1 protein-coding gene is annotated in these 223 nt (G+C 53.8%); it reads left to right on the top strand.

The annotated features are described in order from the left end of the window. Positions 1 to 223 (top strand): Ig-like domain-containing protein (locus tag GBI66_RS19385; protein ID WP_171494362.1); only part of this gene is annotated, 223 nt, incomplete at both ends.

Genomic DNA, 223 nt, shown 5'->3' with positions numbered 1-223 from the left:
TGGTGGTCAATCCAATTACGGGTGACAACATCATTAATGCCGTTGAAGCAGGTGCAACCCAAACCGTGAGTGGTTCAGTGGTGGGCAGCTTCACGGTGGGTGATGCCGTGACTGTGAATGTGAATGGTACGGTGTACAACACCACAGTACAGGCAGGTGGTACGTGGAGCGTGAGCGTTCCAGGTAGCGACTTGAGTGCCGATGCAGACAGCACCATCAACGT

Origin of the sequence: Acinetobacter sp. TUM15071 (assembly GCF_008980925.1) — a bacterium.
Classification (GTDB): Bacteria; Pseudomonadota; Gammaproteobacteria; order Pseudomonadales; family Moraxellaceae; genus Acinetobacter; species Acinetobacter dispersus.
The sequence above is the reverse complement of the archived record's forward strand: the minus strand, read 5'-3'. Positions and strand labels throughout refer to the sequence as shown.